Origin of the sequence: Actinoplanes sp. NPDC089786 (assembly GCF_040684855.1) — a bacterium.
In the GTDB taxonomy this organism is placed as follows: domain Bacteria; phylum Actinomycetota; class Actinomycetes; order Mycobacteriales; family Micromonosporaceae; genus Actinoplanes.
In genome coordinates, this window is the sequence record NZ_JBFBGU010000007.1 from 151,709 (window position 1) to 178,331 (window position 26,623).

Below are 26,623 nucleotides of genomic sequence, written 5' to 3' on the forward strand. Positions count from 1 at the left end.
CGCGAAACGTTCAGCCGTTTTGGAAACCATCAATTCAGCCTTCAACCCTCGGGCTCGACCTGCGGCAAGACGATGCTCGAGGTACGCAGCGCGATGGCGTGCGTGGCCGGCCTCATGGCCGACCCGGTGCCCGGGTTCTCCCCGGTGCCGAGGTTCCGGGCGTACTGCGGGTGGGCGCCGCCCGAGATCAGCAGGCGCACCCGGCTCCCCGCGGCGAAACGGTGCGCGACGTTCCGCAGCCTCAGCGTGACCGGCCCGTCGCCACGCTCCGGGTCGAGCCGCAGGTAGCCCTCGGTGACGTTGCGCGACCGGGCACGCGCGCCCACGTCGGACAGCCGGGCGAAGACGTCGACGTGCGGGTTGTCCGAGCTGTGCGCCAGGGTCAGCACCGGGGCGCCGAGGACGGTCAGCGGCTCGGTCAGCGGGGCGCTGGTGAACGCGAGCACGTCGTCCCGGCCGGCCAGCGCGCTGTCGTCGACCACGCCGCCGCCGGACAGCACCGGGCCGCCGCTGACCGGGGTCGGCCGGGCCGGATCGAAGGTGAAGGCGGCCGTGGCGGCCTCGCCGGCGCGCTCCGCGGTCAGCTCGCCGTTCACATTCAGAAAGAACGTTCGTTCTCTTTCGGCCGGCGGCCACGACGGCAGGTCGCGCCACTCGCCCGCCCCGGTGACGAACACCCGGACCGGCGTCCGGCGCCGCCGCCGGCCGTGCCCGGCGAGGTGTTCGCCCAGCCAGTCGAGGGTCTCGCGGGTGATCAGGCCGGCGCCCTGGCCGGCCACCTGGGTGTGACTCCACGGCCCGACGGTCAGCGCCACGTCGACCCCGCGGTCACGCAGCCGGGTGTACTGCTCGATCGACTGCTCCAGGAACAGGTCCTGCCAGCCCGCCGCGATCAGGATCGGCACGTCGGCCCGCTCCAGGGCGGCCGCCTGCCGCATCGGCGCCCAGAACGGGTCGGCCAGGTCCGGGCGGGTCACCCGGTCCCGGTACCAGGGCGCCCGCCCGGCCAGGTACCGCTCCCCCGCGTCGGCCACCGGCAGCCCCGCCAGCACCGGTCCGAGGCGCTTGGCCGCGGTGGCCTGCCGGTACACGCGGCGCAGCACACCCGGGTCCTCCTGGTGCGCGACCAGGTCGGCCCAGCCGAGGAAGTCCAGGTTCAGCGCGCCGGTCCCCCACATGTGCCGGGCGAAGTCGTGCGGGCCGACGGTGACGATCGCGGCGGCCAGCTGCGGCGGCGGGTCGGCCATCAGCGCCCACTGGGTGAATCCCAGGTACGAGATCCCGAGCGTGGCGAACCGCCCGGTGAACCAGGGCTGCGCCACCATCCAGCGCACGACGTCCTGCCCGTCGTCGGCCTCCGTGATCATCGGGTCGAACACGCCACCCGACCCGAACGTCCCGCGCGACGACACGTAGAGCACCGCGTAACCTCGGGCGGCATAGACGCCGGCGGCGCCCGCCGCGAACATCCCCCGCCCGTACGGGCCACGGATCAGAATCGTCCCCGCCGCCTCGGCGACCGGCCGGAACAGATCGGCGGCCAGCGTCACGCCGTCGCGCATCGGCACCCGTAAATCCTTGGTGACCGTGTAGCCGGTGGTCGCGGGCGGCAGCTTCAGCAGCCGGGTGGCGAGGCGATCAAGGAGACGGGCCATGGCCGACTGTAACCCCGCCGCTACCCGCGTGCCCGAACGGGCAACGCGTTCATCGACGGCGCCTGGACCCCCGTGCCCGGCGAGACCCTCACGCTGGTCGATCCGGCGACCACGCCGCGCCAAGCTTCCTCGTTCAGCCCTTGCGGGCGAGCAGGGCGTAGGTGTTGGGGAGCCGGCCGTCGAAGGCCGCCGCCTCGACGTCGCCCATCTTCCAGAACGGCTCGGGGTGTTCGCTGAGGTGCTCGATCGCGAGGCCGGCGTTCACCACCGCGGTCACCAGCCGGCCCAGGGTCCACTGGTATTCGACGGCGCCGTTGGCCGGGAAGCTGTCGTTGACGTAGCCGCGGGCGAAGTACGACCGGTCGGGCCGGATGCGGGCGACATCGGTGTCCCACGACCACAGGGCGGAGGCGGGGTGGCCGTCGAAGATGAAGAAGTGGCCGCCGGGGCGGAGCAGCCGGGCGATGTCCCGGGCCCAGGCGTCGATGTCGGGCATCCAGATCAGGCCGCCCTTGCCGGTGTAGACCAGGTCGGCGCAGCCGGCCCGCAGCGGGGCGCCGGGCAGCGCGCCGGTCACGTAGTGGCAGGGCAGGCCGAGCTCACACGCCCGCCGCCGGCCGGTGGCGGCGGCCACCACGCTGAAGTCGACGCCGACCACCGAGGCGGCGCCGGCCCGCACCAGGGCGACGTCGTCGAGGGCCCAGCCACTCTGCAGATGGACCACGTGCGGCGCCGTTGCCAGCAATGGTCCGAGCAGGGCAAGCTCGGCCGGGAAGAGCGGATAGGTGCCCTCGGCGAGGCCGGAGAGCGAGGAGTACTCCCGCACGTACTTCTCCGAGGCGATCTCCCACGCGTGCCGGTTCCCCCGCAGCTCGTCCACACCCGGCATCGTGGCGGTCCACGGCCGGGCCGGTCAACCAGGTATGTTCTCGCCGTGCCGATGTGGAAGATCGTCGAAGAGGCCGGTAACGACCTCGCCGACCTGTGCCGGACCGCGGACGCGGAGGTGTACGACCCGCGCCCGCCGGATGCTCGCTCGCTGCGCGCCCGGCATGGCGAGTCGCAGCGCCGATGGGTCGCTCGGGCCGCGGACAACACGCCCATCGGGTACGCGACGCTGACGCTGCCGTCCGGCAAGCTGCGGATCGTGGTCCGGGCCGACTGGCGGCGCCGGGGCCTGGGCTCGGAGCTGATGCAATGGGTACGCGCGGCCGCGCTCGCCGACGGCCCGGCCACCGTCTACGGCTGGGCCGCGGAACACTCGGCCGGTCACGGCTTCCTGGTCGCCCGCTTCGACCGGCCCCGCGGCGCCGAGGAGTGGAGCCTGCTCGACCTGCGCGGGCGCGCCGCCGGCCCGAGCGACGACAGCCTGGCCGGCTGGTTCGGCCCGTGCCCGACCGCGCTACGGGAGTCGTTCGCGCAGGCCCACCGCATGCTGGAGATCCCGCCGCGCGGCACCTCGTCGATGACCGCCTCGCTCGGCCTGCTCGAGGAGCGGGCCGCCTTCGCCGGCGAGCGCTGGCTGACCCTGTGCGCCCGCGACCAGGCCGGCGTGATCACCGGCTTCACCCAGGTCACCCTGTCGCCGACCACGCCGGGGGTGGCCGAGCAGGAGTTCACCGGTGTGCTGCCGGCGGCCCGGGGCCGTGGCCTGGGCACCCGCCTGAAGGACGCGATGCTGTCGGTGCTGATCCGCGAGCACCCCGAGATCCGCTACCTGGTCACCCAGAGCGCCGCCGACAACACCCCGATGCTGGCCATCAACCGCCGCCTCGGCTTCCAGGTGTTCCAGCGTCAGGTCGCCTGGGAGTCGAGGCTGATGAGCCCGGCCTGAGTGGGGCGGAACCCGCAGCGGTCACGGTAGAAGTGGTCGAGGTGTGGCTCGTAGTCGACGTGCAGCCAGTCGCAGCCGGCCGCCTTGGCCTCGGCGGCGGCCGTCCGCACCAGCGCCGCGCCGACGCCTCGGCCCTGCGCGGCCGGGTCGACCGCGGTGTCGAGGATGAAGGCGTGCCCGCCGCCGTCCCACGCCACCTGCACGAAGCCGATCAGCTCGTCGCCGGCGTCGAAGGCGCCCAGCCAGGTCAAGGCGTGCCGGTTCAACTGCGAAGACCACTTCTTCACTTCGACGGGTACGCCGAAAGCACGCGAATGCAGAGCGCTGAGGACGGCATCGTCGACCGGGAACCGCGACCGAATGATCATTGCTCGAGGATGTAGTACCCGGTGCGGTCGAAGCCCGCGAAATAGTAGCCCTCGGCGAGCAGCCCGGTCAGCGCCTCGCGCACCGCGTGGCGCCACCGGTTGGCCGTGTCCGGGTCGGCCTCGCGCAGCGCCTCGATGTCATCGGGCACCGCCACCAGCACCCGCGGCCCGCCGCCGGGCTCGTAAGCGGGCCCGCCGTCGGCCGCCCGGCCGAGCACCACCTCGGCGCCGTCCACCGGAGTCGGAGGCGGTGGGTAGCGGGCCACCTCCCAGCGGGCCATCAGCCGGTCGCTCTCGTCCTTGCCGTTCCGCCCGTCCTGCATGGTGCCGTAGAAGTTGGTCAGGTAGGTGGTCGGCCGCGCGCCCAGCCGGGCCAGGTTGAAGTACGCGTTCCGGGCCACCAGCGGGTCGTACGTCCAGGTGATCGCCGCGACGCCGCGTTCCAGGCACCACTGCCGCTGGTGCAGCTTGAGCGCCCGGCCGACGCCGCGCCCGGCCGCCCGGTCGGTGACCCCGGTGACGTGGCTGTGCAGGGCGTTCGCCGCCGGCGCCTCGAAGAAGCCGATGCTGCACCCGACCATCTCCTCGCCGGAGTACGCCCCGACCAGGTAGTTGCCGGTGTGCGCGAAGGCCCGCATGGTCTCCAGCGGCAGCATCATGCCGGGCTCGACCGGTTGCCAGATGTCCCGGGTCAGGGAGTCGGCGGCCATCAGGTCGGTGATGCTCTCGAGCGCGCGGATGCGCACCCCGGCGGCCCGGGCGGCCGCCTCCGCTTCGGTTTCCGTCACGAGTCCGACCGTAGATCGGCGATCAGGGCCGCGACCAGGGCGACGCGCCCGTCCATCGTGTCCACCAGCACGTGTTCGTCGTCGGCGTGCGCCCCGCCGCCGATCGCGCCGAGGCCGTCCAGCGTGGGCACCCCGATCGCGGCGGTGAAGTTGCCGTCCGAGCCGCCGCCGACCGCGACACCGGCCGGGGCGGGCTGGCCCAGCCGCCCGGCCACCGCGATCGCCCGCCGGTGCAGGCCGGCCGAGGCTTCCGGCGGCATGGGCGGCCGGTTGACGCCACCGGTGACCTCGAGCCGCGCCCCGGGCAGCACCGGGCGCAGGCTCTTCAACGCGGCGTCGACCCGCTCCGCCTCGTCCGCGTCGGGCACCCGGACGTCGATGACCAGCCGTGCCCGCGCGGGCACGGTGTTGGCCGCTGTTCCACCACTGAGCACGGTCGGTGTGACGGTCGTGCCGCGGTCCCGGTTCCCGAGCCCGGCCACCGCCACGATCTGGTGGGCCAGCTCGACCGAAGCGTTCACCCCGAGCTCCGGGTTGAGGCCGGCGTGCGCCGCCTTCCCGTACACGTCGATGGTGTAACCCGCGATGCCCTTGCGCGCGGTCTTGAGCGCACCCCGGTCGTCGGCCGCGGCCTCCAGGACCAGGGCGGCGACACAGCCGGCGGCGTCCTCCTCGATCAGCCGGCGCGACGTCGGCGAGCCGATCTCCTCGTCCGCGGTGATCAGCAGCTCGACCCCGGCGCGATCGGGCCGGCCGGCCAGCGCGTGCATGGCCAGGACCAGGCCGGCCTTCATGTCGACGCAGCCGGGACCGCGCAGCACGCCGTCCCGGACGGTGGCCGGGTGGCGGGCCAGCGAGCCGATCGGCCACACCGTGTCGTAGTGGCCGAGCAGCAGGACACGCGGGCCGTCGTCGAAGGATCGCCAGCGGAGATGCGTACGCCCATCGACCTGGATCCGCTCCGGAGCCGCACCCAGCAGACGCTCGCCCAGCCCCGCGACCAGCCCGGCGCAGTCGGCCAGGGCGGCCAGGTCACTGGACGGCGACTCGCACTCGATCAGTCTCAGGGCGTCGGCGATCACGCAAGCTCCACCTTCGGGGTCGCGCGGATGGAGAGGTGCACGTAGCGCTCCCCGGTAGGCAGAGCGTAGAACCTGACCGGTGTCCAGACCGACGAATACGGCGAGCGCACCACGAAATGGTCCTCGGAGAGCGCGACCAGAGCGTACTCGGTGACCGGCTCGGCGGTGAGTTGCGTCATCTCGCCGGTGGCCGTGTAGCGCAGCGCCGGGCCGTCGGCCAGCACCTCGATCTCGGCGCCGGCCCGGCGGTAGACACCCACGTGCGGCGTGATGTCCACCTCGACCGGCTGCTCCGGCGGGGCCGGCGGCCGCGGCATGGCCACCCCGGCGACCTCGGCGAACACCTCCCGCAGCAGCTCGTCGGCCAGGTCGGCGGCCTCGTCCGAGTTGGTCAGCAGCGTCATCGCGAACCCGGCCTCGGGCAGCAGCCGCAGGAACGCGCACTGTCCCACGGTCCGCCCGTCGTGGCCCAGCACCAGCCGGCCGTCCCAGGTGGCGCGCATCCAGCCCAGCCCCCACGAGTCGTGCAGCGTGTGCCCGTCCGGCACGTCCACCTGGTGTTCGGTCATCGCCGAGACCGCCTTCTCGCCCAGCACGTGCAGGCCGTCCGGCGCCACGCCGCCGGCCAGGTGCATGCGTGCGAAGGCCAGTACGTCGCCGACCGACGAATGGATCAGCCCGGCCGGTCCGATCCCCCGCGGGAGCATCCAGACCGGCGTGGGTCTTAACCCGGTGCGCGCGTTCAGGTGGCCGACGGCCGCCCGGTGCAGCAGCGCCTCCTCGGGCATGGTGCCGGTGTGGGTCAGGCCGAGCGGCTCGCAGATGCGCTTCTGGACGGCGCCGTCCCAGGTCAGCCCGGTCAGCCGCTCGACCACACGGCCGGCCAGCACGAACCCGGCGTTGCAGTACGACCAGGTGGCGCCGACCGGGTGGTTCTGGGCCACGTCGGCGAGCAGGTCGACGTACTTCTCGACGCAGTCGTCGCCCCGGCCGGTGTCGGTGAACACGTCGCCGTCGATGCCGCTGGTGTGAGTGAGCAGGTGGCGCATGGTGACGCCGGGCCGTTTGAACTCCGGCAGCACGTCGCTCAGCGGCGCGTCCAGGTCGAGCCGGCCCTCCTCGACCAGTTGCATGACCAACGTGGTCGTCCAGATCTTGGAGATCGAGCCGATCTGGAACACCGAATCCGGCGTGGCCGGCACCTCGGTCGACGTGCTCAGCACACCGTGTGCGACCTCGATCGTCTCGCCGTCCAGGTGGGTGATGCCGAGCGCCGCGCCCGGGACGTTGTGCCGCTCGGCCAGCACCCGCAGCCGCCGCTCCCAGCGCACCGGGTCCAGCGTGGCCGGCCGGCCCGCGGTGTGCTCCAGCAGCCAGGCCACGGTCCGCCGGTGGTAGTCGATCCGGTAGGACGGCCGCCCGTTGAACAGGAACAGGTGATCGGCCTCCGGATACATCACCAGCCGCGCCGGCACGCCCCGCTGCCGCAGCGCGGTGTGCCACTGCCGGGCCTGGTCGGGCGGGCAGCGGCGGTCGTCGGCGCCCTGCAGGATCAGCGTCGGCGCGGTCACCCGCTCGACCTGGGACAGCGGCGAGAGCTCGGCCGACCGCTCACGGTCCTGCCACGGCAACACCCTGATCTCGTGTACGCCGAGGTACTGCGCGATGTCCGCCGTCCCGGTCATGCTGGTCAGGTCGCTGATCGGCGCCCCCGTGACGGCCGCCGCGAAGCGCTGGTCGCGGCTGGTCAGATAACACGTCATGAAGCCGCCGTAGCTGTAGCCGGTCACCGCCAGCCGCCGCGGGTCGGCGATGCCCTCCTCGACCAGCCGGTCGATCGGCTCGAGCAGGTCCTTGGCGTCGGCCTCGCCCCAGGCGCCGGAGACGGCCACGTAGAACGCCTCGCCGTACCCGTCGCTCCCCCGCGGGTTCAGCAGCAGCACCGTCCACCCCTGCCGGACCAGCTCCTGGTGGTACATGTGGATGCCGTCCGCGGCCCCGTTCCAGGCGTTGTGCGGGCCGCCGTGCACATCGAGCAGCAGCGGCTGCGGGCCGGTGGCGTCGTCGTCGCGGATCACCCAGCCGTGCACCACGGCGCCGTCCGAGATGGCGAACTCGCGTTCCCGCCGCGGGTAGAACACGATCTCCGGGTCGCTGTGCTTCGTGCGTACGCGTTCCTCACCGGTCTCCAGATCGACCACGACGATCTCGCCGAGCGACTCCGAAGTCTCCAGCACCACCACGGCCGTGTTGCCCCGCACGTCGTAGCCGGCCACGTTGCGCCCCGCGCCCTGGACGACCGCCTTGGCCTTCTGGTCGTCGGCGGCGTAGAGATGGGTGCAGCCGCGGTCGATGGCGGAGAAGTAGACCTTGTCCCCGCTGATCTTCGGCGCCACCGGTGAGACGTTCCGGTCGAGGGCGGCGGTCAGATCGGTCGGCTCCGTCCCGCTGACCGGCATGCGGAGCAGATGCTGGTGGCCGCCCGGCCCGTCCGGGCGCCCGGTCACCAGGAGCGCGTCGCCGTCCCAGGTCACGGTCGTCGCCACCCCGTCGACCGGCCCGTGCACGCGCGGCTCGCCCTTCCCGCCGGCGTCGATCACCCACACCGGTTCGCGCAGGCTCAGGTCGGCGTCCGGCCCGGTGCAGGCCGGGTACGCCAGCCGGGTGCCGTCCGGCGACCAGGCCGGCTGGCCCACCGGCCAGTCCCCGTCGGTGATCTGCCGGCAGGCGCCGGTGGCCAGGTCGAGGACATGCACATGTCCCGCCTCCCGGATACCGAGCCGATCCGCGACCACGGGCTTGTTCGGCTGCCTGATCTCGGCCCGCGCGGTGAACGCGATCCGGCCGCCGTCCGGGCTCCACACCGGCGCCCCCGCACCCTGTGGCAACGATGTCAGCTGTTGTGGTTCGCCGCCGCCGGCCGGCAGGACCCAGACCTGGCCGGCCCGCAGGAAGGCGATCCGCTCCCCGTCCGGCGCCCAGGCCGGCGCGGTGTCGGCGGGTCCGTGGGTCAGTTGCTGCGGTTCACCGTCCGTGGCGCCCACGCGCCACAGGCAGGTCACGGCGCGGTCGGCGGTGGCATCGGCGGTGCGCAGGACGTACGCGATCAGCGTTCCGTCCGGCGACAGTGCGGGCTCCTCCGGCGCGGCGAACGAGGTCAGGTCGTCGATGCGCGGGCGTCGGGTCACCGAAGTTCTCCTCGGGGTGCGGGGGTTCGATCAGCACATCGTGCACACACGATGACGCTCTGGTCACGCCCCGAAAGCAAACGGTCCTGTTTGCCCCATCACAGTTTCCTGTTGGCCCGAAACGCCCCTTCCGCGTCGACGCCCGTCAATGTCCCATGTCAAACCGCGCCGATCCCCCGAAGTGGATCTCCCTGGTCCGCCCGCCCGCGCCCCCTTTGGCCCGCTTCGCCAATTCCCAGCAGACGGACGCCACCGTCCCAATTCCGAGCCCTTCGACCGCCGATCCCGCCGCGCCGACTGTCCACCTTGTGCGCCCGGCATCCTGCTCGCGGCCCCGGCTCTTCGTCCGCTCCCGTCACCACCCTCATCCGGCCGCGTCAGCTCAACCAGCACGCGGAGTGAGCGCGGCCAGGATCGCGTCGAGCGACCGGCTTGCGGCGTCGGGCAGGAGCATGTCCGCATGGGTGAACCGGCCATGGTCGGCATGCCGGTTCGGCACCGCCACGCACGGCAGACCGGCCGCCCGCGCGGCGGCGACCCCGTGCGCGGTGTCCTCGAACGCGACCGCCTCCCGCGCCGGCAGGCCGAGCCGATCCAGGGCCAGCAGGTAGACGGCCGGATCCGGCTTGTGCGCGGGCACCTCATCGCCGGTCGCCAGCACCTCGAACCGCGCCCTCAGCCCGGTCCGATCCAGCATCGCGCCCACGTGGTGAACACCGGAACTGCTCGCCACCGCCAGCCGCAACCCCAGCTCACCGGCCCGATCCAGCCAATCCACGATGCCGGGTGCGGGTTCCAGCGCTTCGTTCAGGGCGGCGCGGTAGGCCATGCGCTGCGCATGGCTGGACGCCCGGTCGTAGGCCGGCCCGACGGCCTCGGCGAGCGCGGCGTAACGCGGCTCGTTGGCGTCGCCGCCATGGTCGGCGAAGAAGCCGGCCGGGTCGAGTTCCAGCCCGTGCCGCCACCACTCCCAGCGCCAGCTCTCCAGCAGCGTGGTCTCTGTGTCCATCAGCAAGCCGTCGAAGTCGAAGATCAGCGCCTTGGCGGTCACAGAAGCCAGTATGGTCCGGGCCAGTTTTTCCCCTCGCCGACGTTCTTTCCCTCTTCTCATCGGGCATCGCGTGCAGGTCGGCCGGCTCCCGGCGGGGTGCACGCTGCCCTTGTCCATTGCTCGATGAGCGGCGGCCAGTTCGTCAGATCCGTCTTTCCGGTCCAGCCATGCGTTGACCTCGCTCAGCGGGCGCGGGCTCGGCGGCCTAGAACCGGCGAACGCCCTCAGCCCGCTGCCACCAGGGAATCTAACGGCTATCGCTGATATAAGTGAAGGCTGTCATCTTGGCGAGGCGGCCCAGCAGCGCTCGGCGGTGGCGCCGCGTTAGCGGCGGGGGTGACCACTCACTCAGGGTGCAGGGAGGGCGGCCGCGGAAGCGGAGCGTGCGGCCGCCCGGACCGACCTCGGCGGGAGCGACGGTCTGTGCCACCCACCCCGGTGCGACATGGGTATTGATCTTGGTTGTCAGACACACGTTCGGGCAGCTCGGGTTCGGGTTCAAGAGCGCCGATCCGGAGTACGGCCGGATCTACGGCGTGGCGCAGGGCACGACGGTCAGGAGGCCGGCGCCGGTGAAGGCGCGGGCCGGACGCCGAGGATGAGCAGGTAGCCGATCATCCAGAACTCGCCGACGGTGGCGGGCACGACGAGCAGGTCGGCGACGACCCCGGCCGACGGGAGCAGGGCGCCCACGAAGGCGCTCACCACGTACCCGACGCCGCCGGCCACCAGGACCCACCCGAGAGCCCGCGGCATCAACGCCGAGCGCAACACCCACAGGCCCATCGGGATCAGCCACAGCCCGAAGAACAACCCGCCGACCTCCCACAGCTGCCCGCTGATCAGGTAGAGCGTCTGCACCGCCGCGGCGTCCGGCCCGACCTGGAGCGCGGCGCCGAGCAGGGCCGCGCTCACCAGCACGACCACGGCGTTGACCAGGCCGAACGCCGCCACTCCGGCCGCGGTGAACCGATCGGCGCGGTGGAACAGACGGTAGAAGCCGGCCGCCGCCAGCGCCTGCGTCAGTACGGTGACCAGTTCGAGCGAGACGCCCAGCCGGGCCAGCCCGGGGTCCGCGGTCAGGCGGGACAGGGTCGCGGCCGGATCACCGGCGACGAACAGGGCCGGCCGGATGGTCAGGAAGCCGAGCGCCCCACCGGCCGCGAGGCCGAGGTAGAGCAATCCGGTGACGCGGGCAATGCGAACGGACATGACGGCCCCCAGGGCGACGATGCGACCTTACGGCGTAAGGTAACCATACGATGTAAGGTAGCGGCAATGGTCAAGCAGGCACTGAGTCGCGAGCGGGTGCTGGGCGCGGCCGTCGCGCTGGTCGACGCCGAGGGGCTCGCGGCGTTGACGATGCGACGGCTGGCGGCCGGGCTCGGCGTCGAGGCGATGTCGCTCTACTACCACGTGCCCAACAAGGAGGCACTGCTCGACGGGGTCGTGGAGACGGTGCTGAGCGAGATCCCGCCGACCGGTGAGGGGGCGGACTGGCGCGAGACGCTGAGACGGCAGTTCCTGGCGGCCCGCGAGGTGATGATCCGCCATCCGTGGGCGCCGGGCCTGCTGGGGAGCCGCAGGTCGATCCCGGCGGCGGTGTTCGGGTACTACGACCGGATGGTCGGCACGATGCTGAAGGCCGGCTTCGACCACCATCTCGCGCACCGGGCGCTGCACGCCTTCGGCAGCATGCCGCTCGGCTTCGCGCAGGAGGTCTTCAGCCCGGCGGCGCCGGACGCGGCCGGGGCCGATCTCGCCGAGCTGGCCAAGGCTGTCCCGCACCTCACCGCGATGGTCGCCGCCGAGGTCAACGACCACGGCGGCGACACGCTCGGCTGGTGCGACAGTCAGGCCGAGTTCGAGTTCACCCTCGACCTGCTGCTCAATGGGCTGGAGGCGCGGAGGTGAGCGGGACGACCTCGGGGGCGCCCAGGCGGGCCGCGTCGGCGGTCTCGTCGTCCGGCTGTTCCTGCGAGGCGCGTTCGGCCTCGACGCGCAGCCGGTAGTTCTCGACCTCCTTCTTCGTCTGTTCCGGCGTCCACCCGAGCGCCTGGGCCAGCAGCTCGGCCGCGTGCGGAGCGGCGGCGACACCCCGGTCGAAGGTTTCGATCGAGATGCGGGTGCGCCTGGTCAGGACGTCCTCGAGGTGGCGGGCGCCCTCGTGCGTGGCGGCGTAGAGCAGCTCGGCCCGGAGGTAGTCCTCGGCGCCTTCGACCGGCTTGCCCAGGGTCGGGTCGTCGGCGATCAGCGCGAGGATCTCGTCGACCAGCGCCCCGTACCGCCCGAGCAGATGTTCGAGCCGGGCCACGTGCAGGCCGGACGACTCGGCGAGCACCCGGCGGCGGTTCCACAGGGCGCGGAAGCCGTCGGCGCCCAGGAGCGGGACGTCGTCGGTGCAGGAGGGCGGGACGGCCCGGCCGAGGTTGTGTACGCAGGCGTCGACCGCGTCCTTGGCCATCACCCGGTACGTCGTGTACTTGCCGCCGGCCACCACGACCAGGCCGGGCTGCGGGCTGGCCACGGTGTGCTCCCGGCTGAGCTGGGAGGTGGATTCCGACTCGCCCGACAGCAGCGGCCGCAGCCCGGCGTACACCCCTTGCACGTCGACCCGGCTCAGCGGCGTGGTGAGGACCTTGTTGACCTCGGCCAGCAGGTAGTCGATGTCGGTGCTGGAGGCGGCCGGGTGCGCCTTGTCCAGGGCCCAGTCGGTGTCCGTGGTGCCGATGATCCAGTGCCGGCCCCACGGGATGACGAACAGCACGCTCGACGCGGTGCGCAGGATCAGGCCGGTGCGCGACTGGATGCGGTCGCGCGGCACGACCAGGTGGATGCCCTTCGAGGCGCGGACGTGGAACTGGCCCCGCTCTCCCACCAGCGCCTGGGTGTCGTCGGTCCACACGCCGGTCGCGTTGATCACCTGCTGTGCCCGTACCTCGAAGGTGGTGTCGTCCTCGAGGTCGTGCACCCGCACCCCGGTCACGCGCTCGCCCTCACGCAGGAAGCCGACCACCTCGGTGCGGCTGGCCACGTGGGCGCCGTACGCGGCCGCCGTGCGGGCCAGGAACATCGTGTGCCGCGCGTCGTCGACCTGGGCGTCGTAGTACTGCAGGGCGCCGACCAGGGCCTCCTTCTTGAGCGCGGGGCACTCGCGCAGCGCACCGCGCCGGGTGAGGTTGCGGTGTCGCGGGAGCCCGCCGCCGAGCGCCATCGTGTCGTAGAGGGTGACGCCGCTGCCGGCGTACGCCCGCTCCCAGACGTGATGTTGCAACGGGTAGAGGAACTTCACCGGGCGCACCAGGTGTGGCGCGAGGCGGGTCAGCAGCAGCCCGCGCTCGCGCAACGCCTCCCGGACCAGGGCGAAGTCGAGCATCTCCAGGTAGCGCAGACCGCCGTGGATGAGCTTGCTGGACCTGCTCGACGTGCCCGAGGCGAAGTCGCGCGCCTCGACCAGGCCGGTGGACAGGCCGCGGGTGGCGGCGTCGAGCGCTGCGCCCGACCCCACCACGCCGCCACCGACCACCAGCACGTCCAACTCGGCGCCGGCCAGCGCCGCGAGGGCGCCGCGCCGGTACTCCGGGGACAGTGCTTCCTTCATGTCAGTCCACATCCACCCAGTTCAGGGTGCGTTCGACGGCCTTCTTCCATTTGCCGTACCCCTCCTCGCGCTGTTCTTCCGACCAGGTCGGCTGCCAGCGCTGGGACTCGTTCCAGTTCTCGCGCAGCTCGTCGGTGTTCTTCCAGAAACCGACGGCCAGGCCCGCGGCGTACGCGGCGCCCAGCGCGGTGGTCTCCGCGACGACCGGCCGGCTGACCGGGACCCCGACGACGTCCGACTGGATCTGCATGCACAGGTTGTTGACCGTGATGCCGCCGTCGACCTTCAACACGTCCAGGGTTACCCCGGAATCCTGGGCCATAGCGTCCACGACGTCGCGACTTTGGTAACAGATGGCCTCGAGGGTGGCCCGGGCGATGTGCGCGTCGGTGTTGAAGCGGGAGAGCCCGACGATCGCGCCACGCGCGTCGGAACGCCAGTACGGCGCGAAGAGCCCGGAGAACGCCGGTACGAAGTACACGCCGCCGTTGTCCGACACCGTGGCCGCGAGCCGTTCGCTCTGGGCCGCGTCGTTGATGATGTGCAGCTGGTCGCGCAGCCACTGCACGGCCGACCCGGTGACCGCGATCGAGCCCTCCAGCGCGTACACCGGGGCCGCGTCGCCGAACTTGTAGCAGACCGTGGTGAGCAGCCCGTTGCTCGAGCGGACCAGGTCGGTGCCGGTGTTGAGGAGCATGAAGTTGCCGGTGCCGTAGGTGTTCTTGGCCTCGCCGGGCGCGAAGCACACCTGACCGACCATGGCCGCCTGCTGGTCGCCGAGGATGCCGGTGAGCGGCACGTTGCCGCCGAGCGGCCCGTTGTCCAGGGTCGCGCCGTAGGTGTTGGGGTCGGACGAGGGCCGGATCTCCGGGAGCATCGAGCGCGGGATGTTGAAGAACGACAGCAGCTCGTCGTCCCAGTCCAGCGTCTCGAGGTTCATCAGCATGGTCCGGCTGGCGTTGGTCACGTCGGTGACGTGGTTGCCGCCGGTCAGGTTCCAGACCAGCCAGCTGTCGGTGTTGCCGAAGATGGCGTCGCCCCGCTCGGCCGCCTCGCGGACCCCGTCGACGTTCTCCAGGATCCACTGGATCTTGCCGCCGGAGAAGTAGGTGGCCGGCGGCAGCCCGGCCTTCTGCCGGATGACGTCGCCACGGCCGTCGCGGTCGAGGGCGGAGGCGATCCGGTCGGTACGGGTGTCCTGCCAGACGATCGCGTTGTAGTAGGGCCGGCCGGTGTTCTTGTCCCAGACCACGGTCGTCTCGCGCTGGTTGGTGATGCCCAGCGCGGCCAGGTCGTTCGGGCCGAGCCCCCGGGCCTGCATCGCGGTCCGGACGACGGCGACCGTACGCTCCCAGATCTCGATCGGGTTGTGCTCCACCCATCCGGCCTGGGGCAGGATCTGCTCGTGCTCCAGCTGGTGCCGCCCGACCTCGTTGCCACCGTGGTCGAACAGCATGAATCGGGTGCTGGTGGTGCCCTGGTCGACGGCGCCGACGAAGTCAGCCACGGGTTGCCTCCTGTGTCTCGGTGGTGGGCAGCTCGCCCGGCTCCTGGATCGCCGCGGACGGAAGGAACCGTCCGATCAGCGTCTGGTAGAGCCCGGCGCCGATCAGGCCGCCGATGATCGGGGCGACGATCGGTATCCAGAAGTACAGGTAACCCGTCTGATCTCGGAACGCGCCACCGTATCCGGTGAAGAAGCTGGCGAGTCGCGGCCCGAAGTCACGCGCCGGGTTGATCGCGTAGCCCGCGTTCGTGCCCCAGGCCATGCCGATGCCGACGACCAGCAGGCCGATGATGAACGGGGCCAGGTTGGCCGACGGCGGGGTGTTCGCCGCGTCGGTGATGGCCAGGATCAGGAACAGCAGGATCGCGGTGCCGATGATCTGGTCGCGGAACGCGCCCCACTCGCCGACCGGCAAGGTCCCGTTGCCGGGCAGGGTGGAGAAGACGCCCTGGGTCTTGATCGTGAGGCCGGGGTCGGCGGCGTGCAGGACCTCGGTGTAGTTCCAGCGCACCAGCAGCGCGGCGACGAACGCGCCGAGGAACTGGGCGATCGAGTAGGGGGCCACCTTGCGCCATTCGAAGCCCTTGAAGACCGCGAGCGCGATGGTGACGGCAGGGTTGAGATGGGCGCCGCTGATCCGCCCGGCCACGTACACGCCCAGCATCACACCGAGTCCCCAGGACCAGGCGATGCTGTCGTGATCTCCGATCTCCGCGCCGGCGACCTGCGCGACGACGCCGACACCGAAGAGGATGAGGATCATGGTCCCGGCGAATTCGGCGGCGAGCTCGCCCCAGATTCCCGGGATCTTGAGTCGTTCGGCCATGTGCCCTCCTGACGCTGGATGCACAGGACGCTAGGTAGCGGCACGAGCCCGAACAATGAACGCCGTTCGACATTGCCGAACGCTCAGCCCCTTGCGTCGTTCACCCGATCGCATGAAGCTCGAAACATGCCTGGAACAGTGCAGTCCATCGAGCGGGCCGCCGCCGTGCTGCGGCTGCTCGCCGGCGGCACCGGCCGGCTCACTCTGGGTGACATCGCGCACTCGCTCGATCTGGCCAAGGGCACCACCCACGGCATTCTGCGTACGCTCAAAGCGGTCGGCTTCGTCGAGCAGGACCGCACCACCGGCCATTACCAGCTGGGCGCGGCCATGCTCCGGCTGGGCACCGGCTACCTCGACATCAACGAGCTCCGTTCCCGCTCGATCAACTGGGCCGACCCGCTGGCCGCGCGCAGCGGCGAGGCGGTGCGCATCGGCACCGTGCTCGACGGTCAGGTGCTCGTCGTGCACCACGTGTTCCGCCCCGACGACACGTTCCAGACGCTCGAGGTCGGCGCGCTGCTCCCGTTGCACGCCACGGCCTTGGGCAAGGCGCTCCTGGCGTACTCGGCGGCCGGAGCGCACCCACCACCGATCTTGGACCGCTTCACCCACCGCACCCTGGTCACGGCCCGCGCGCTCAGTATCGACCTCAGCCACATCCGGGCCGTCGGGTACAGCGTCGAGATCGAGGAACTGACCCCCGGCGAGGCCGGCGTCGCCGCTCCGATCCGCGGGCACGGCGGCCTGGTGGTCGGCGCGATCGGCATCTCCGGCCACGTCGAACGGGTCTGCGACACCCACTACCAGCCTCATCCCCAGCTGGTGACCTACGTCCGGGATACCGCCCGGGCGGTTTCGAGGGATCTCACCGCTGTGGGGAGATGACGATGACCGAGCGTTACGTGGTCGCGATCGACCAGGGAACGACGTCGACGCGATGCATCGTGTTCGACCGCCGCGGTCAGCTGGTGTCCCTGGCCCAGCAGGAGCACAAGCAGTATTTTCCGAAACCGGGCTGGGTCGAGCACGACGCCATGGAGATCTGGCGCAACGTGGAGCGGCTCGGGCCCGAGGCGCTGCGCCGGGCCGGCATCACCGTGGACCAGGTGGCCGCGGTCGGGATCGCCAACCAGCGGGAGACGGTCGTGCTCTGGGAGCGGGACACCGGCCAGCCGGTCGGTCACGCCATCGTCTGGCAGGACACCCGCACCGACGCGCTGGTCAACCGGCTGGCCCGGGAGCCCGGGGCGGCGACCGTGCATGATCGTTCGGGGCTGCCGCTGGCCACGTACTTCTCCGGGCCGCGGGTCCGCTGGATGCTGGACCGCACCCCGGGGCTGCGCGAGCGGGCCGAGCGCGGCGAGGTGCTGTTCGGCACGATGGAGACCTGGCTGATCTGGAAGCTCACCGGCGGCCTGCACGTCACCGACGTGACCAACGCCAGCCGCACGATGATGATGGACGTGCACACGCTCGACTGGTCGGCCGAGTCGCTGGCCTTCTTCGGCGTCCCGCGGGCCATGCTGCCGGAGATCCGGCCCTCGGTGGGGGTGTTCGGCAAGGCGAGGAGCGCTTTCCCGGGGGTACGGATCGGCGCGGCGCTGGGCGACCAGCAAGCGGCGCTGTTCGGGCAGACCTGCTTCACGCCGGGCGAGGGCAAGTGCACCTACGGGACGGGCAGCTTCCTGCTGCTGAACACCGGGTCCGAACTGGTCCGGTCGACCCACGGGCTGCTCAGCACGGTCGCCTATCAGGTGGCCGGCTCCCCCGCGGCGTACGCGCTGGAGGGGTCGATCGCGATCACCGGGTCGCTGGTGCAGTGGTTCCGCGACCAGCTCGAGCTGATCGCCAGCGCGCCGGAGATCGAGACGCTGGCCCGGACCGTCGCCGACAACGGCGGCTGCTACATCGTGCCGGCGTTCTCCGGGCTGTACGCGCCGCACTGGCGTTCCGAGGCGCGCGGGGTGATCGTGGGTCTGACCTCGTACATCACCAAGGGCCATCTGGCCCGGGCGGTGCTGGAGGCGACCGCCTGGCAGATCCGCGAGGTGGTCGACGCGATGAACGCCGACTCGGGCCTGACCCTCAAGACGCTGAAGGTGGACGGCGGCATGACCGCCGACAACCTGCTCATGCAGTTCCAGGCCGACGTGCTGGACGTGCCGGTGGTGCGCCCGCTGGCCTCCGAGACGGTGTCGCTGGGCGCGGCGTACGCGGCCGGGCTGGCCGTCGGTTACTGGCCCGACCTCGAGGGGCTGCGGCAGAACTGGCACCGCGCGGCCCAATGGATGCCCACTATGGACCCGGCGCTGCGCGAACGGGAATACCGGAACTGGCGCCGGGCCGTCGAGCGCACCCTCGACTGGATCCAGCCCGCCTAGTAACCCTATAGGATTTGTCTGTGACCGCCGCCTTCGACCCGAAGACCTGTCAGGGCGGCACGCTCACGGTGCTCAACCAGGGCGGCATCACCCACCTCGACCCGGCCCGGCTCTACACCTCGGGCGGCGGCAACATCCCGTCGCTGCTGTTCCGCACGCTCACCACCCGCAACCGCCAGCCCGGCGACGCCGGCACCAAGCCCGCGCCCGACCTGGCGACCGACCTGGGCACCTCGTCGGACGGCGCCAAGACGTGGACGTACAAGCTGCGGGACGACATCTTCTTCGAGGACGGCACCCCGATCACCGCGGCCGACGTCAAGTACGGCATCGAGCGCTCGTTCTCGCCCGACCTGCCCGGCGGCGCGCCCTACCTGCGCGACTGGCTGGCCGACGCGGCGTCCTACCAGGGCCCGTACAAGCAGCCCGAGGGCATCAGGTCGATCGAGACGCCGGACGAGAAGACGATCGTCTTCAAGCTGAGCAAGCCCGAGGGCGACTTCCCCTTCCTGGCCACCGCCACCCAGTTCGCGCCGGTGCCCAAGGCCAAGGACTCCGGCGTGGGGTACGAGGCCCACCCGATCTCGTCCGGGCCGTACATGGTCGAGAAGTACCAGCCCAAGAAGACCCTGACCCTGGTACGCAACCCGCACTGGAAGAACACCGGCGACACCCTGCGCTACGCCTGCCCGGACCGGATCGAGGTCACCTCCGGCCTGGACGCCGCCGTGATCAACCAGCGGCTGGTCACCGGGGCCGGCGCCGACGCCAACGCGGTCACCACCGACGCGTCGGTCGGCCCCGAGCAGCTGGCCCAGCTCCAGCCCGGCTCCGAGCTGGCCGAGCGGGTCGCCCGCGGCGAGTTCCCGGCCACCTACTACCTGGCCTTCAACACCAGGAAAGCGCCGTTCGACGACCAGAAGGTCCGCGAGGCGCTGTCCTACGCGATCAACCGCACCTCGGTGGTGAACTCGCTCGGCGGCACCGCGGTGGCCGGCCCGTCGACCACCTTCCTGCCGCCGCAGAAGGCGCTCGGCTACCACGAGTACGACTACTTCCCGGCCGGCGCCTCGGGCGACGCGGCCAAGGCCAAGGAACTGCTCGCCGCGGCCGGAAAGAGCAACCTGACCATCGAGCTGGCCCACGAGAACGACGACTCCAACGGGCTCGGCCCGAAGGCCGCCGCCGCCGTCCAGGAGGCGTTCAAGCAGGCCGGCGTGACCGTGAAGCTGACCGCGATCGACTCGGCGACCTACCGTGACGTGACCGGCAAGCCGGCCACCCAGCCGGCCCTGTCGCTGCAGTACTGGGGAGCCGAGGTCTCGGTCAAGTGAGCCGCGCCGCGGTCGCGTTGCGGGACCGCGGCTTCGTGGCCGGCGCGGCGATCGCCACCGTGATGGTGGTGGTCGCCGTGTCGGCGCCGCTGCTCACCGCCCTGGCCGGGCAGGACCCGACCACCTACCACGACAACCTGCTCGATTCGGCGCGCGGCGGCGTACCCATCGGACCGTACGGCGGCGTCAGCGGCGACCACTGGCTCGGCGTCGAGCCGGGCACCGGCCGTGACCTGTTCACCCGCATCGTCTACGGCGCGCGGGTGTCGCTCGGCGTCGCGGTCGGCGCGACGATCCTCCAGGTGCTGATCGGCCTGCTGGCCGGGCTGGCCGCCGGGCTGGGCGGGCGGTGGGCCGACGCCGTGCTCGGCCGGCTGTTCTACCTGGCGCCGTCCGACCCCGCGGTGCTCACCTGCGGCAAGGGCTGCACCCCGGAGCGGCTGGTCGAGGTCCGGCACGCGATGGGCGTCGACGACCCGGCCCACGTGCAGTACGCGCACTTCCTCCAGGGCCTCGTGGCCGGGCGCGACTACTCGTCCGGCGCCCAGGCCCGGCACTGTCCCGCGCCCTGCCTGGGCTACTCCTTCGAAACCGACCAGTCGGTGACATCGCTGCTCGCCGACCGCCTCCCGGTGTCCGCCTCGCTGGCGATCGGCGCCGAGGTGCTGTCCCTGCTGGCCGGCGTCGGCGCCGGCCTGCTCTCCGGGCCGCGCCGGCACCGCTGGCTCGACCGGCTGGTCAACGGCCTGGTCCTGACCGGGTACGCGGTGCCGGTCTTCCTGGTCGGCCTGCTGCTCCTGCTGCTGTTCTGCGTCGTGCTCCAGTGGCTGCCGTTCCCCGCCTACGTCCCGTTCGCCACCGATCCCCTGCTCTGGGCCCAGAACCTGCTGCTGCCCTGGGTGGCGCTGGCGATCATCCAGACCGCCTACGCCCGGCTCACCCGGGCCGGCATCCAGGAGACCCTGGCCGAGGACCACATCCGGACGGCCCGCGCCTACGGGCTGCCGGAACGGCGGATCATCTGGCGGCGGGCGCTGCGCGGGGCGATGTTGCCGCTGGTCACGCTGACCGCGATCGACCTGGCCTCGATCATGACCAGCGCGGTGCTCACCGAGACCATGTTCGGCCTGCCCGGCATCGGCCAGCTGCTCGTGGGGGCGGTCAACCAGATCGACCTGCCGGTGGTCGTCGGCGTGACGCTGCTCACCGGGCTGCTCATCGTGATCGCCAACGCGGTCGCTGACCTGCTCTATGCCGCCATCGACCCCCGGGTGCAGTTGAGATGACCGCGAATCCTGTGGACAACCCACCAGAATCGTCACCGCCGCGCGCTACGTTTTCGCCCACCCACAAGGGCGGGGGTGGGGGCGGAAACGTTGCGCCTCTCAAGATCGAAAACTTGCGGATCAGGTTCGGTGACACGCAGGCCGTCGACGGGCTGTCGTTCGAGCTTCCGGCCGGCGGCGCGGTCGGCATCGTCGGCGAGTCCGGCTCCGGCAAGAGCGCCACCGCGCTGGCCCTGCTCGGCCTGCATCAGACGGCGTCGGTGAGCGGAACGATCGAGTTCGGCGGCACCGACCTGACCACGCTCACCGACCGCGAGTGGCGGCGGATCCGCGGCGCCCGGATCGCCATGGTGTTCCAGGAGCCGCTGACCGCGCTCAGCCCGTTCCACCGCATCGGCGACCAGATCGCCGAGGTCTACCGGGTGCACACCGGCGCCACGCGACGGGAGGCGCGGCGGCGGGCCGTCGAGGTGCTCCAGCAGGTGCACATCCCGGACGCGGCGTTGCGGGCGGAGTCGTACCCGCACCAGTTCTCCGGCGGGATGCGGCAGCGGGCGCTGATCGCGATGGCGCTCGTCTGCCGGCCCGAGGTGATCGTGGCCGACGAGCCGACCACGGCCCTGGACGTGACCGTGCAGGCGCAGATCCTCGACCTGCTCGACGAGGTGCGCACGACCACGGGCGCCGGGCTGCTGCTGATCAGCCACGACCTCGGGGTGGTGGCCGGGTCGACCGACAGCGTCGTGGTGATGCGGAACGGGCGGGCCGTCGAGGAGGGGGCGACCGAACAGGTGCTGGTGACGCCGCGGGACGCGTACACCCGGGAACTGATCGCGGCCGTGCCCCACCCGAACCCGCCCCGGATCGTCTCGGCCGAGCCCCTCCTGCGCCTCGACGGGGTGCGCAAGCATGTCCGGCTGGCCCGGCGGCGTGTCGTCAAGGCGGTCGACGGGGTGACGATGGACGTGCGGCGCGGCGAGACGCTGGGCATCGTGGGCGAGTCGGGCACCGGCAAGACGACCCTGGCCCGGATCATGGTCGGGCTGGTCGAGCCGTCGGCCGGGCGGGTCGTGTTCGAGGGCGCCGACGTCCGGCGGTCGGTGCAGATGGTGTTCCAGGACCCGCTGTCGTCGCTCAACCCCCGGCGGCCGGTCGGCGAGAGCATCGCCGACCCGCTCTACCTGCGCGGTGTACGGAAACCGCGCGAACAGGTCCTCACCCTGCTGGAACGGGTCGGGCTGTCGGCCCGGGAGTACGACCGCTACCCGCATCAGCTCTCCGGCGGGATGCGGCAGCGGGTCGGGATCGCCCGGGCGCTGGCGCCGTCGCCGCGGCTGATCGTGTGCGACGAGCCGGTGTCCTCGCTCGACGTCACCACCCAGGCCCAGATTCTCGCGCTGCTGGAGGACCTGCGGTCGACGCTCGACCTGACGCTCGTGGTGGTCTCGCACGACCTCGCGGTGCTGCGGCAGATCGCGGACCGGGTGGCGGTGCTGTCCGGCGGGGCGGTGGTCGAGGTGGGCGACACCGCCGACGTGTACGAGCACCCGCGGCACCCGTACACCAAGGAACTGCTCGCGGCGGTCCCGGTGGCCGACCCCGTCGAGGCCCGCCGGTTGCGTGCATTGCGGCGGTCTCGCCTGGTTTGACATTCATGAAGATCGATGTAGCGTCGGGCCGATGCATCCCCTGCTCCCGATCCTCCTGCTCCTGGCTCCCCCGCCGGCCCCCGCGCCGATGAGCATCGAGGTCTTCTCCCCCGACGGCAGCATCAGCCGCACCACGATCACGGCCGCCGACCTCCCCCGGGCCAAGGCCGCCGCCGACGCCGAGGTGGTGACCATCCAGCAGACCGGCCCGCCGGCCGACCGGTACGACCTGGTGTTCATCGGCGACGGCTACACGGCCGGTCAACAGGCCCTGTTCCACCGCCAGGCGGTCGCCCGGTGGGCGCAGATCACCGCGTACGAGCCGTTCCGCACGCTGAAGGACAAGTTCAACGTGTGGCAGGTCAACGCCGTGTCGAACCAGTCCGGCTCGGACAACGACCCGACCCCCGGCGTACGCAAGGACACCGCGCTGGGCGGCGGCTTCTACTGCGACGACCTGGCCCGGCTGATCTGCGTGGACACCGCGGTCACGAGGTCGTACGCGGCGCTGGCGCCCGGCGCCGACCAGGCCCTCGTGCTGGTCAACAGCACCACCTACGGCGGGTCGGGCGGCACGGTCACCGTCTCCAGCGGCGGCAACGCGCAATCCGGCGACATCGTCGTGCACGAGCTGGGGCACTCGATCGGCGGGCTGGCCGACGAGTACGGCGGGCCGGGAACCTACTCCGGCGGCGAACCCAGCGAGCCGAACGCGACCAAACGCCCGGACACCGCCAAGTGGGCCTCGTACCTGGGCCGGCCCACCCCCGACGGCGGCGTGATCGGCGCCTTCGAGGGCGGCGCCTACTTCGACAAGGGCGTCTACCGGCCCAGCCAGAACTCGATCATGCGCACCCTCGGCAACGAGTTCAACCTGATCGGCATCGACCGGCTCACCGCGGCCATCAACGCCCGGACGTAACCGTCCTCCATGCCCGATCTTCAGCGATCGGTGCCCGTCGTCAGGTGTGGACGGGGTTCTCACTTCCCGATGCCGGCGGTCAGGCCCCGGACGAAGGACCGCTGGGACAGGGCGTAGAACGCGGCCACCGGCAGGATGGACAGGGTGGCGACGGCCAGGACCAGCGGCTGGTCGGTGGCGTAGCGCCCCTGCGAGAGGGACAGCCCGCCCATCAGCGTGCGCTGGTTCTCGCCCTGCAGGAAGACCAGCGAGATCAGCAGCTCGTTCCACACCCAGATCGCGTTCACCACACCGACCGTCATCAGCGCCGGGCGGGTCAACGGCAAGATCACCGACCAGAGGGTACGGCCGGGGCCGGCGCCGTCGACCTGGGCGGCGTGGATCACGTCGTACGGGACCGACCGGAAGAAGCTGGTCAGGAAGAACACCGCGAACGGCACCAGCAGCCCGGTGTAGAACAGCATCACCGACGGCAGCGTGTTGATCAGCCGCAGGTTGACCATGATGACGAAGACCGGCAGCAGCAGGACCACCGGCGGCACCATGATCAGGCCGATGTTCAGCCCGAGGAGGAGCTGGCGGCCGCGGAACCGGCCGAACGAGATGGCGTACGCGCCGAGCACGGCGACCACCGTCGACGCGGCCACCGACACCGTGGTCACCAGCAGGCTGTTGAGCATCCACCGCAGGGTCGGCAGGTCGGTGAGCGCCCGCCGGTAGTTGTCGAAGGTGATCGAGGCCGGCGGCCCGGCCGGGTTGACGGTGTAGTCGGCCGACGTCTTCAGGCTGGTCAGCACCATGAAGACCAGCGGCGCGAGCGCGGCCACGGTGGCCAGGCAGAGCAGCACCTGCCGTGCGGTCAGGCTGAGGCGGCTCATGACTGGCCCTCCGAGGACAGGGACCGGCGCCGCAGCACCAGGTAGGCGGCGATGAGCACGGCGGCCAGCGCGAGCACGACCACCGCGGCCGCGTTGGCCAGCCCGACGGCGCCCTGCGCGAAGCCCTCTTTCCAGATGTAGAACTCCAGCACCATCGACGCGTTGCCGGGGCCGCCGCCGGTGAGCACGTACACGTAGGTGAACACCCACGACAGCACCGTGATCGCCTCGGTGACCACGAAGAACTCGATGGTCGGACGGATCTGCGGCAGGCTGACCCGGGTCTGCAACTGCCACCAGGAGGCGCCGTCGAGCCGGGCCGCCTCGACCGTCTCGGCCGGCAGCGACAGCAACGCGGCCAGGAACACCACCACCCCGAAGCCGAGCTGCTGCCAGACCACCATGCCGCTGACCGACCAGATGGCCAGATCGGGCGACCCCAGCCAGTCCAGGGCCAGACCGTTGAGATGGAGGGCGCGCAGCCCGCCGTTCAGGCCGCCGTTGAGCGACAGGAACACCGAGAAGGCCAGGCCGGTGCCGACCGCGGGCAGGATGTACGGGAAGAAGATGGCCGCCCGGTAGAACCGTCCACCCCGGACACCCTCGTGGATCAGCACGGCCAGCAGCAGCGCCACGACCGTCATCACCGGCACGGTCAGCAGCAGCTTGAGGTTGTTGCCGAGCGCTGTCCGGAACACGTCGTCACCGAACAGCGCCCGGAAGTTCCCCAGGCCGACGTACGTCAGCTCGTAGATCGAGCCGGTGTAGAGGCTGTTGCGCAGCACGCTGACCAGCGGGTAGCCGAAGGCGAAGAGGATCGCGGCCACCATCGGCAGGATGTACAGGTACGGCCAGCGGCCCTTGCTCACGAGCCGGCAACCCAGTCGGTGTACTTCTTCAGCTCCTCCGGGTGCTGGGTGCGCCACTTGTCGATGGCCTTGGTCCAGACCTCGACCGCCGCGGCCGGGGCGCCACCCGAGGTGATCACCTGGCCGGCCGGGCCGTTGCCGTCGGAGTCGACCGAGGGCGGCAGGTAGTTCTGCGGCCAGACCGCGCCCGGGCGGCTGTCGAACTCCCAGATCTGCTTGGCCATGTCCGACTTGATGGCGCCCTGGTCGAAGCGCTTGTCGGCCGGGAAGATGCTGGTCGCCTCGTACCAGGAGGCCAGGTTGGCCGGCTGGTGGAGCCAGGTCAGGAACTGGGCCGCGGCCCGCTTGTGCGGCGACCACGAGGTGATGAAGGCGGTCGACGACTGGGTGGTGTTGTGGGTGTCGGCCAGTTTGCCCGTACCCCACTTCGGGGTCATGGCGACGCCGACCTTGTCCGTACCCAGCGTCTTCGCCCAGCCGGAGACCAGGCCGTCCGTGCCCCAGGCCATCGCGGCCTGACCCGCGCCGAACTTCTGCATGCCCTGGTCGAGCGTGAGCGAGGCGATGTCGTCGTTGAGGCAGTTCTGCTTCTTCAGCTGGGCCAGCGCCTCGTAGAAGCCACTGACCTTCGGATCGGCGAACGGGGTCTTGCCGGTCATCGCCTGCTTGAGGTCGTCGATCGAGTCCCACCGCTGCTTGCCGACGATCGAGAAGAACCAGGCGCCGAAGAAGCCGTCCTTGTTGCCCATCCCGAACGGCGTCACGCCGGCCTTGCGGAGCGCGGTGCACTGCGACAGCAGCTCGTCCCAGGTGGCCGGCGGGTTGGTGAGGCCGGCCTTCGCGAACAGATCCTTGTTGTACGCCAGCGGAATGCCCATCAGGTAGATCGGCATCCCCCACAGCTTGCCCTGGTAGGTGTTCTCCTGCGTGTTGAGCCAGTTGGCGGTCTCGGTGGCCGGCACCAGGTCGCTGATCGGGGCGACCGCGCCGGCCCAGGCCTGGCTGAGCACCGGCATGGTCGCCCACTGGGTGGCGATGTCCGGCCCCGACTTGGTCTGCGCGGCCGTGGTGAACGCCCCGATGAGCGTGTCGGTGGGCTGCGGCACCAGGTCGACGGTCACCTTGGGGTGCTGCTTGGTGTATTCGGCGATGCGCGCCTTCATCCAGTCGTTGGCGCCCGGGGCGTCGCTCTCGGCCCAGTACCAGTAGGTGAGCGAGGCGCTCTCCGGGTCGTCGCCGCTGTCCGACGCGGTGGTGGCGGGCTTGGCCGTGCAGGCGGCGGACAGGAGCAGGGCGGAGACGACCGTCGCGGCGGTCAGGGCTGTTCGGTGAGTGAACATTCGCGGCACCTCGCACTAGGCGTTGTTGGCCGCAGATTATGCTCGGCTTTGATCAAACTTC

22 protein-coding genes are annotated in these 26,623 nt (G+C 71.4%); 8 read left to right on the plus strand and 14 right to left on the minus strand.

Features of this window, described 5'->3' with window-relative positions; all coding sequences use genetic code 11:
- Positions 1-41: 41 nt before the first annotated feature.
- Both AB0O15_RS22630 and AB0O15_RS22635 read right to left on the minus strand, forming a co-directional pair.
- Entirely contained in the window at positions 42-1,655 is a 1,614-nt protein-coding gene (locus AB0O15_RS22630; RefSeq protein WP_364321711.1) for a CocE/NonD family hydrolase, read from the minus strand.
- Positions 1,656-1,788: 133 nt separating this feature from the next.
- Complete coding sequence (locus AB0O15_RS22635) at positions 1,789-2,535, minus strand: class I SAM-dependent methyltransferase (RefSeq protein WP_364321714.1); 747 nt, start codon at positions 2,533-2,535, stop codon at positions 1,789-1,791.
- Between the two features lie 60 nt (positions 2,536-2,595).
- Between AB0O15_RS22635 and AB0O15_RS22640 the strand changes: the two genes are divergently transcribed.
- The gene (locus tag AB0O15_RS22640; RefSeq protein WP_364322116.1) at positions 2,596-3,489 is read left to right on the plus strand and encodes a GNAT family N-acetyltransferase; all 894 of its coding nucleotides are present in this window, start codon (positions 2,596-2,598) and stop codon (positions 3,487-3,489) included.
- Here AB0O15_RS22640 and AB0O15_RS22645 read toward each other — a convergent pair.
- From AB0O15_RS22645 to AB0O15_RS22670, 6 genes are all read right to left on the minus strand, one after another.
- Positions 3,450-3,857 carry a GNAT family N-acetyltransferase gene (locus AB0O15_RS22645; RefSeq protein ID WP_364321716.1) on the minus strand — a complete coding sequence of 136 codons (408 nt, stop codon included), beginning with the start codon at positions 3,855-3,857 and terminating at the stop codon, positions 3,450-3,452. The two genes, AB0O15_RS22640 and AB0O15_RS22645, sit on opposite strands and share 40 nt — an antisense overlap.
- Complete coding sequence (locus AB0O15_RS22650) at positions 3,854-4,645, minus strand: GNAT family N-acetyltransferase (RefSeq protein ID WP_364321719.1); 792 nt, start codon at positions 4,643-4,645, stop codon at positions 3,854-3,856. Before AB0O15_RS22650 ends, AB0O15_RS22645 begins: the two co-directional genes overlap by 4 nt.
- Positions 4,642-5,727, minus strand: coding sequence for a M20 family metallopeptidase (locus tag AB0O15_RS22655; protein ID WP_364321722.1), 1,086 nt, complete (start codon positions 5,725-5,727; stop codon positions 4,642-4,644). The genes AB0O15_RS22650 and AB0O15_RS22655 overlap by 4 nt, the downstream gene beginning before the upstream one ends.
- Positions 5,724-8,915, minus strand: coding sequence for a serine hydrolase (locus tag AB0O15_RS22660; protein ID WP_364321725.1), 3,192 nt, complete (start codon positions 8,913-8,915; stop codon positions 5,724-5,726). The genes AB0O15_RS22655 and AB0O15_RS22660 overlap by 4 nt, the downstream gene beginning before the upstream one ends.
- Before the next feature lie 382 nt (positions 8,916-9,297).
- The gene (locus AB0O15_RS22665; protein WP_364321728.1) at positions 9,298-9,966 is read right to left on the minus strand and encodes an HAD-IA family hydrolase; all 669 of its coding nucleotides are present in this window, start codon (positions 9,964-9,966) and stop codon (positions 9,298-9,300) included.
- 555 nt (positions 9,967-10,521) lie between these two features.
- Positions 10,522-11,178 (minus strand): DUF4386 domain-containing protein, encoded by a 657-nt coding sequence (locus tag AB0O15_RS22670; RefSeq protein WP_364321731.1) that lies wholly within the window; start codon positions 11,176-11,178, stop codon positions 10,522-10,524.
- 66 nt (positions 11,179-11,244) lie between these two features.
- Between AB0O15_RS22670 and AB0O15_RS22675 the strand changes: the two genes are divergently transcribed.
- Positions 11,245-11,880: a TetR/AcrR family transcriptional regulator C-terminal domain-containing protein gene (locus AB0O15_RS22675; protein WP_364321734.1), complete on the plus strand. Its 636-nt coding sequence runs from the start codon at positions 11,245-11,247 to the stop codon at positions 11,878-11,880.
- Here the strand turns inward: AB0O15_RS22675 and AB0O15_RS22680 are convergent.
- From AB0O15_RS22680 to AB0O15_RS22690, 3 genes are read right to left on the minus strand one after another with little or no spacing between them, the layout of a single operon-like run.
- Positions 11,855-13,567, minus strand: a complete 1,713-nt coding sequence (locus AB0O15_RS22680) for a glycerol-3-phosphate dehydrogenase/oxidase (protein ID WP_364321736.1) — start codon at positions 13,565-13,567, stop codon at positions 11,855-11,857. The genes AB0O15_RS22675 and AB0O15_RS22680 overlap by 26 nt on opposite strands.
- A gap of 1 nt (position 13,568) precedes the next feature.
- Positions 13,569-15,074 carry a glycerol kinase GlpK gene (glpK, locus tag AB0O15_RS22685; RefSeq protein WP_364321739.1) on the minus strand — a complete coding sequence of 502 codons (1,506 nt, stop codon included), beginning with the start codon at positions 15,072-15,074 and terminating at the stop codon, positions 13,569-13,571.
- A complete protein-coding gene (locus AB0O15_RS22690; protein ID WP_364321742.1) occupies positions 15,067-15,900 on the minus strand; it encodes an MIP/aquaporin family protein in 834 nt (277 codons plus the stop codon). Before AB0O15_RS22690 ends, glpK (AB0O15_RS22685) begins: the two co-directional genes overlap by 8 nt.
- Positions 15,901-16,026: 126 nt before the next feature.
- Between AB0O15_RS22690 and AB0O15_RS22695 the strand changes: the two genes are divergently transcribed.
- From AB0O15_RS22695 to AB0O15_RS22720, 6 genes are all read left to right on the plus strand, one after another.
- Positions 16,027-16,788, plus strand: coding sequence for an IclR family transcriptional regulator (locus AB0O15_RS22695; RefSeq protein WP_364321745.1), 762 nt, complete (start codon positions 16,027-16,029; stop codon positions 16,786-16,788).
- Between the two features lie 2 nt (positions 16,789-16,790).
- Positions 16,791-18,284: a glycerol kinase GlpK gene (gene glpK, locus AB0O15_RS22700; protein ID WP_364321748.1), complete on the plus strand. Its 1,494-nt coding sequence runs from the start codon at positions 16,791-16,793 to the stop codon at positions 18,282-18,284.
- A gap of 20 nt (positions 18,285-18,304) precedes the next feature.
- A complete protein-coding gene (locus AB0O15_RS22705; RefSeq protein WP_364321751.1) occupies positions 18,305-19,618 on the plus strand; it encodes an ABC transporter substrate-binding protein in 1,314 nt (437 codons plus the stop codon).
- Entirely contained in the window at positions 19,615-20,904 is a 1,290-nt protein-coding gene (locus tag AB0O15_RS22710) for an ABC transporter permease subunit (RefSeq protein ID WP_364321754.1), read from the plus strand. The genes AB0O15_RS22705 and AB0O15_RS22710 overlap by 4 nt, the downstream gene beginning before the upstream one ends.
- 113 nt (positions 20,905-21,017) lie before the next feature.
- Positions 21,018-22,553, plus strand: a complete 1,536-nt coding sequence (locus AB0O15_RS22715; protein WP_364321757.1) for an ABC transporter ATP-binding protein — start codon at positions 21,018-21,020, stop codon at positions 22,551-22,553.
- A gap of 31 nt (positions 22,554-22,584) precedes the next feature.
- Positions 22,585-23,475: a M64 family metallopeptidase gene (locus AB0O15_RS22720; RefSeq protein WP_364321760.1), complete on the plus strand. Its 891-nt coding sequence runs from the start codon at positions 22,585-22,587 to the stop codon at positions 23,473-23,475.
- A 59-nt stretch (positions 23,476-23,534) separates the two neighbouring features.
- Here AB0O15_RS22720 and AB0O15_RS22725 read toward each other — a convergent pair whose 3' ends face one another.
- The 3 genes from AB0O15_RS22725 to AB0O15_RS22735 are packed head-to-tail and all read right to left on the minus strand — an operon-like array spanning position 23,535 to position 26,562.
- On the minus strand, positions 23,535-24,353 hold the full coding sequence (locus AB0O15_RS22725; protein ID WP_364321763.1) for a carbohydrate ABC transporter permease: 819 nt from the start codon (positions 24,351-24,353) through the stop codon (positions 23,535-23,537).
- Positions 24,350-25,222, minus strand: a complete 873-nt coding sequence (locus tag AB0O15_RS22730) for a sugar ABC transporter permease (RefSeq protein ID WP_364321766.1) — start codon at positions 25,220-25,222, stop codon at positions 24,350-24,352. Before AB0O15_RS22730 ends, AB0O15_RS22725 begins: the two co-directional genes overlap by 4 nt.
- Positions 25,219-26,562, minus strand: a complete 1,344-nt coding sequence (locus AB0O15_RS22735) for an extracellular solute-binding protein (protein WP_364321769.1) — start codon at positions 26,560-26,562, stop codon at positions 25,219-25,221. The genes AB0O15_RS22730 and AB0O15_RS22735 overlap by 4 nt, the downstream gene beginning before the upstream one ends.
- Between the last annotated feature and the right edge of the window lie 61 nt (positions 26,563-26,623).